We start from the raw sequence: 4,514 nt of genomic DNA, 5'->3' as shown, positions 1-4,514 counted from the left end.
CACCAAGGGGGGGGTGGGCGCCCCCGGCGGGCCCGCCCGGGGGCGCCCGGGGACGACCGCGCTACGACGGGGTGCGCTCTCGGCCCGCGGGGCGGAGAGCCGCTTCGGCTCGCCGGGCCCGAACCTGCTCAACTCCCATATGCGCAAGGTCAATTCGTATAGCGGATACTCAACCTGCGATATGTGGCCGGTCGACCTTGCTGTGCGGGTCGCTCCAGCTCAACTCGGTGGCTCTGTGTGGCAGTTCAGAGCAACGACCCTGTGTGGGGCATGTGATCCCAAGCGACCCTGGGGGTATCTCCACAATGTGGGCGTCACATCCATTTACCAGATGTTGCTTCTGAGATATGGTCCGTCGCGTCGCAAGGAGTTGATATGACGATGACCACCGAACCCCCGCCGGTGCGAGCCCCCGCCCGCTCGCCCGTGCGGGCGGGGAAACGCTCCACACTCAACGGGCGGGACCGCACCTTCGGCTTCATGATCGCGGCCCCCGCAGTGGCGCTCTTCCTTGCCGTGGCGGTGTATCCGCTGGTGGCGAGCCTGGGGACCAGCCTCTACGACCAGTCGCTCATCCGCCCCGGCCGCTCGTTCATCGGTTTCGACAACTACTCCGACGTCTGGCCCGACTTCGTCGACCGCCTCGGGACCACGCTCGTGTTCTCCGTGCTCGCGACCGTCTTTCCCCTGTTCCTCGGTCTGGGACTCGCCCTGCTGCTCAACGCCCGCCTCAAGGGGCGGTCGGTGCTGCGGGGCATGCTCATGCTTCCCTGGCTGCTGCCCGGTGTGGTCGTCTCGTTCCTCTGGGCGTGGATCTTCAACGACAGCTACGGCGTGCTCAACCACGTCCTGTCCCAAGTGGGCCTGCCGGAGGTCGACTTCCTCGGGGCGCCGGGGACTGCGATGGCCGCGGTGATCATCGCCAAGTCGTGGAACACCTTCCCCTGGATGATGGTGGTGATCCTCGCGGTCCTGCAGACCCTGCCGCGTGAGCAGTTGGAGGCGGCCGCGATCGACGGTGCCTCCCGCCGGCAGCGCTTCTGGCACGTTTCGCTGCCGCATCTGATCGGCCCGGTCGCGCTGGTGACGATGCTGGAGTTCATCTACAACTTCGGCTCGTTCGACATGATCTTCGTGATGACCGGGGGCGGCCCCGGGACCTCGACCATGACCCTCGCGGTCAGCATCTACCAGTACGCGTTCGTCGAGTTCTCCCTGGGCCGTGCGGCGGCCATGGGGGTGCTGTGGCTCGTCGCCCTGTCCGTGGTGTGTGCCGCGTACTTCCTGCTGAACAAGAAACTGGAGGCGCGACGGTGAGCCTCGTGTCGTTCCTGCCGGCCCGGCGCCGGTCACGCCATGTGGGAGAGGGCATCACCCGGCCGACGCTCGGCGTCGCCGGCAAGCTGAGCCTGGCGGCGCTCGGTCTGTTCGGACTGCTCCCGGTGTACTGGCTGGTGGCCACCGCGTTCATGCAACGCGAGGACGTCTTCTCCAAGGACCGGCCGTTCTTCCCGTTCAACCCGACCCTCGACAACTTCGGCGCGTTCTTCGAGGACACCGCGCTGCTGTCCGCACTCGGCAACTCGGTGATCGTCTCGGCCGGGACCGCGGCGGTCTCGGTCCTGGTGTCCGGACTGATGGCGTACTCGCTGTCGAAGTTCCGCTACCGCGGACGCAACCTCTTCATGGTCATGTTCCTCGTCGGACAGCTTGTGCCCGGCGTGCTGCTTCTGGTCTCGCTGTACCTGATGTTCAGCGCCGCGGGACTCCTCTATACGTATACGGCCGTGGTGCTGGCGTTCACCACGTTCACGCTGCCGCTCACCGTGTTCCTCCTCAAAGGCATCATCGACGGACTGCCGGACGAGATCATCGAGGCGGCGAAGGTGGACGGCCTCTCCAACCTGGCGATCTTGTTCAGGATCATCTTTCCGCTGATCACCCCTGGTCTGGTCACGGCCGGGATGTTCGCCTTCATGCGCGGCTGGAGCGATCTGCTGTTCGCTCTGACGCTGGCGGGACCGGACAAGCAGACGCTCCCGGTCGGCATGACCACGGCCTTCATCCACGAGGGTTCCGGCGACTGGCCGGCCCTGATGGCGGCCTCGGTGATCACTTCCCTGCCCCTCGCGCTGATCTTCATCGCCCTGCAGCGGTACTTCGTATCCGGCCTCGCTGCCGGAGCGGTCAAGGGCTGAGCTGCCCGTTTCCCACCCCAAGGCACGACTCCCACCCCAAAGACACGACGGAGCCATCATGTCCAACCATGCCCCTCAGCAGGCCATGACCCGGCGAGGAGTCCTCGCGGGCCTCGGAGCACTCGGCCTCTCCAGCGCCTTCGGTCTGACGGCGTGCTCCACCTCCACGCCCGGCAACGCTGCGGGGAGCGGTGCGTCGGAGGCCGACACGATCAAGCTGTACGGCAACGCACTCGGTGAGGACGCCCAGAAGGCGGCGTGGCAGGCCGTCGTCGCGGGCTGGGAGAAGAAGTCCGGCAAGAAGGTGAAGCCGGTCATCTTCCCCTACGACCAAGCGGCCACCCAGCTGGCCCTTGCCGCGAAGTCCGGCTCCTTCAACGGAGTTGCCCAGGGTCCGTGGCAACTGCTCGTCCCCATGGGGATTCTCGCCGACCTCTCCGATCTCGCCGAAGGCATGGAGATACCGCGTGCGGTGGTCGACGGACTGCGCGTCGACGGCAAGCTGTACATGCTGCCCCTGACGGCCTCCGGAATCGGACTCGTATGTGACGGCCGGATCGCCGACGAGGTCGGACTCAAGAGCGGTCTGACGGTGGAGGAGTTCGCGACCGCGCTGGAGAAGATCAAGCGCCAGGACCCCGACCTCATCCCGTATGCCGCGGTCACGAAGAACCCGGACCTCAAGGACGCCGTGCACTGGATGTGGGGCTGGGGCAGCGAGGTCGTCACCAAGGACCTGAAGTGCACCATCGGCGACGCGGAGAGCGTTGCGGCCATCGAGTGGTACAAGGAGCTCCAGGACGCCAAGCTCACCAAGGCGGGTGTCGCCCGCACGGACGCGCGCATCATGTTCGCGCGCGGGCAGGCCGTCATGTACGACGACGCTCCGCTGGCCAACACGTTCGTGAAGTCCAACGGCGGCCCGGCGGCGCTGCATGCCGCCATCCGCCCGCTGCAGCGGCCGACCGCCAAGGGCCTCCCCTCGTACAACCGCTTCTGGGGCTCGGGTCTGGCCTGCAGCGCAGGCAAGGGGGAGAAGACCAGCAGGGACTTCATCTCCTACGTGGCCACCGACCTCGGCGCGGCCACTGCCCTGTACAAGCAGTCCGCGCTGCCGCCCGCCGACAAGAAGGTGGCCGACCGGATCGAGGCCCTGCAGAAGGACACGTTCCAGACCGGTTTCGCCGGCGCGGTCGCGGAGCATGCCCGGCTCAGCGCTTGGGACACGTTGTCCACCACGGCTCGGATCGATACGGCGATCGGCGAAGGTGTGGCTTCCATCCTCGCTGGTCAGGTCGGGGTCCAGAGCGGCCTCAACGACCTGCGCAAGAAGGTCGAAACCGCCCTCGAGCAGGGGTGACGCGGGCCGTCCCCGCCTCCGCCGTGGGGCGGGACCATACGTGGAAACGTAACCCACAAAGCGGATGCCGGATGTAAAATGGTCGACCGACGCCGCCCACAAGACAGGAGAACCATGGCTGCCGAACACGGCGCCGGAACGCAGGCCGTCGAGCGCGCGATGTCGCTTCTCGCCTGCTTCACCGATGAGACCAGCGAACTGCGGATCTCCGAGCTATGCGCCCAGACGAATCTCGGGCAGTCGACCGTGTCCCGCATGGTCTCGTCGCTGGACCGCATGGGTTTCCTCGAGCAGGACGCCCGGACCGGCCTGTACCGACTGGGACCGACCGTGGTGACCCTGGGGTCGGTGGCGCTCAACAGTTCGCCGATCTTCCGGGCCGCGCGGCAGATCGCCCAGAACCTCGCCCACGTCGCCGACCTCGGCGCGAATCTGGCGGAGTTCCGCGACGACCAGCTGTTCTACCTCGGGAACTTCGAGGGCACGAAGTCCCCCAAGTCGTTCACCATGGCCGGACGTACGGCGCCGCTGCACGCCACCGGCATGGGCAAGACGTTCCTGTCGGCACAACCCCCGGAGTATGTACGAGAGTTCTACGCCAAGGGGCTCGGTATCGCCTACACCCCGCACACGATCACCGAGCTGTCCGCCATGGAGAGCGCGCTGGCCGAGGCGCGCAGCCGCGGTTACGCGACGGAGATCGAAGAACTCGCCTTCGGGCGGGCCTGTGTCGCCGCCCCGATCCGCGGCCGTGGAGGGGACGTGGTGGCGGCACTGTCCGTGAGCGGTCCTCTCTCCGAACTGGACGACCCTCAGCGCCTGCGCGAGCTCGCCCTGATGGTCGTCGAGGCCGCCGACGAGGTGTCCGTCGCGCTGGGCTTCACCATGGCCCGGGCACCGCAGCCGCGGGTGCCCCTGGGTTAGGGGAGAGGCGTCCCGGTCGTACGCCCGGGACG

Annotated in this window: 4 protein-coding genes; all 4 read left to right on the top strand. The window is 67.2% G+C overall.

Annotated features, from left to right (window positions below):
• Window positions 1-381: 381 nt before the first annotated feature.
• The 4 genes from JAO81_RS31430 to JAO81_RS31415 all read left to right on the top strand — a co-directional run bounded on the left by JAO81_RS31430 (window position 382) and on the right by JAO81_RS31415 (window position 4,482).
• Window positions 382-1,317, top strand: coding sequence for a carbohydrate ABC transporter permease (locus JAO81_RS31430; protein WP_199551361.1), 936 nt, complete (start codon window positions 382-384; stop codon window positions 1,315-1,317).
• A complete protein-coding gene (locus tag JAO81_RS43765) occupies window positions 1,314-2,198 on the top strand; it encodes a carbohydrate ABC transporter permease (protein ID WP_199551360.1) in 885 nt (294 codons plus the stop codon). Before JAO81_RS31430 ends, JAO81_RS43765 begins: the two co-directional genes overlap by 4 nt.
• A gap of 58 nt (window positions 2,199-2,256) precedes the next feature.
• The gene (locus JAO81_RS31420; protein WP_199551359.1) at window positions 2,257-3,558 is read left to right on the top strand and encodes an ABC transporter substrate-binding protein; all 1,302 of its coding nucleotides are present in this window, start codon (window positions 2,257-2,259) and stop codon (window positions 3,556-3,558) included.
• 114 nt (window positions 3,559-3,672) lie between these two features.
• Entirely contained in the window at window positions 3,673-4,482 is an 810-nt protein-coding gene (locus JAO81_RS31415) for an IclR family transcriptional regulator (protein WP_199551358.1), read from the top strand.
• Window positions 4,483-4,514: the final 32 nt, after the last annotated feature.

The sequence above is a fragment of the Streptomyces sp. N35 genome, assembly GCF_016464295.1.
GTDB lineage: Bacteria > Actinomycetota > Actinomycetes > Streptomycetales > Streptomycetaceae > Streptomyces.
Note: the sequence above shows the minus strand (reverse complement) of the source record. Positions and strands in the feature narration are given on the sequence as shown.